Origin of the sequence: Streptomyces durbertensis (assembly GCF_014156695.1) — a bacterium.
Taxonomy (GTDB): domain Bacteria; phylum Actinomycetota; class Actinomycetes; order Streptomycetales; family Streptomycetaceae; genus Streptomyces; species Streptomyces durbertensis.
The window spans coordinates 1-1,100 of record NZ_WMLF01000818.1 but is presented as its reverse complement, the minus strand read 5'-3'; the positions used below and the strand labels follow the sequence as shown (position 1 = coordinate 1,100).

Below are 1,100 nucleotides of genomic sequence, written 5' to 3'. Positions count from 1 at the left end.
CAGGGCTGACACCCCACCACGCCGCCGCCACCGCCACCGCCACGCCGCCACTTCACCCACGGCGCGCCCAACTCCCCGCGTACCGTCGGGCACATGCACACAGTCATCGCCGGCGGAGCCGGACAGATCGCCACCCGACTCGCACGACTCCTCGCCGACCGCGGCGACACCGCACACGGACTCATCCGCGACACGGGCACACTCGAGAAGGCCGCCACCGTACGCGCCGCCGGCGCCGAACCCGTCGTCTGCGACCTGGAGACCGCCGGCGCCGACGAGGTCGCCGAACTCCTGCGCGGCGCCGACGCCGCCGTCTTCGCCGCCGGCGCGGGCCCCGGCAGCGGCACCGCCCGCAAGGAGACCGTCGACCGGGCAGCCGCCGAACTCTTCGCCGAAGCCGCCGCCCGCGCCGGCGTCCGACGCCTCCTCGTCGTCTCCGCCATGCGCGTCGACGAGGAACCGCCACCCGGCACCGACCCCGTCTTCGCCGCCTACCTCCGCGCCAAGGGCGCCGCCGACACCGCCGTCCGCGCCCGCGACGACCTCGACTGGACCATCCTCCGCCCTGGCCGCCTCACCAACACCCCCGGCACCGGCCGCGTCCACCTCGCCGACCACACCGGCCGCGCCGAGATCAGCCGCGACGACGTCGCCGCCGTCCTCCTCGCCCTCCTCGACGAACCCGCCACGGCCCGCCGCACCCTCGAACTCGTCGCCGGCGACACCCCCATCCCCGAAGCCGTCCGCGCCCTCACCCACTGACCCCGCCCGGGCACCCCCTCTACGCCGCCGCCAGAGAGACCGTCCAAAGGAGAACCGGCGCCATCGCCCCCTCACTGGAACACGTCGCCCGCCCAGCCGTACAACTCCGCCCGGACTTCCACCCCGCGAAGGTGCTCGCCCACACGGAGAAGTCCATCCTGCTGGCCGGCGACTGCGACACCAGCCCCGCCGTCGCCAAACTCCTCCTCGACCACACACCCTTCTGGTCCGCCAGGTTCCAGGACGAGATCAACCTCTACCGCTCGTTCACCGCGTCACCCCCGCCCATCCGCACACCCCGGCTCATCGCCGCCGACGTCCGCCGCCACGTCCTCCTG

1 protein-coding gene and 1 pseudogene are annotated in these 1,100 nt (G+C 74.5%); both read left to right on the top strand.

What is annotated here, in order from left to right; all coding sequences use genetic code 11:
• Positions 1–93 precede the first annotated feature (93 nt).
• On the top strand, positions 94–762 hold the full coding sequence (locus GL263_RS27045) for an NAD(P)H-binding protein (RefSeq protein ID WP_182858359.1): 669 nt from the start codon (positions 94–96) through the stop codon (positions 760–762).
• Positions 763–893: 131 nt separating this feature from the next.
• Positions 894–1,100 (top strand): annotated as a pseudogene (locus GL263_RS27040) (aminoglycoside phosphotransferase family protein); the annotation flags it as partial.

Excerpts from the sequence above, each read along its gene's own strand:
- GL263_RS27045 (WP_182858359.1), top strand. The coding sequence starts at position 94 with ATGCACACAGTCATCGCCGGCGGAGCCGGACAGATCGCCACCCGACTC.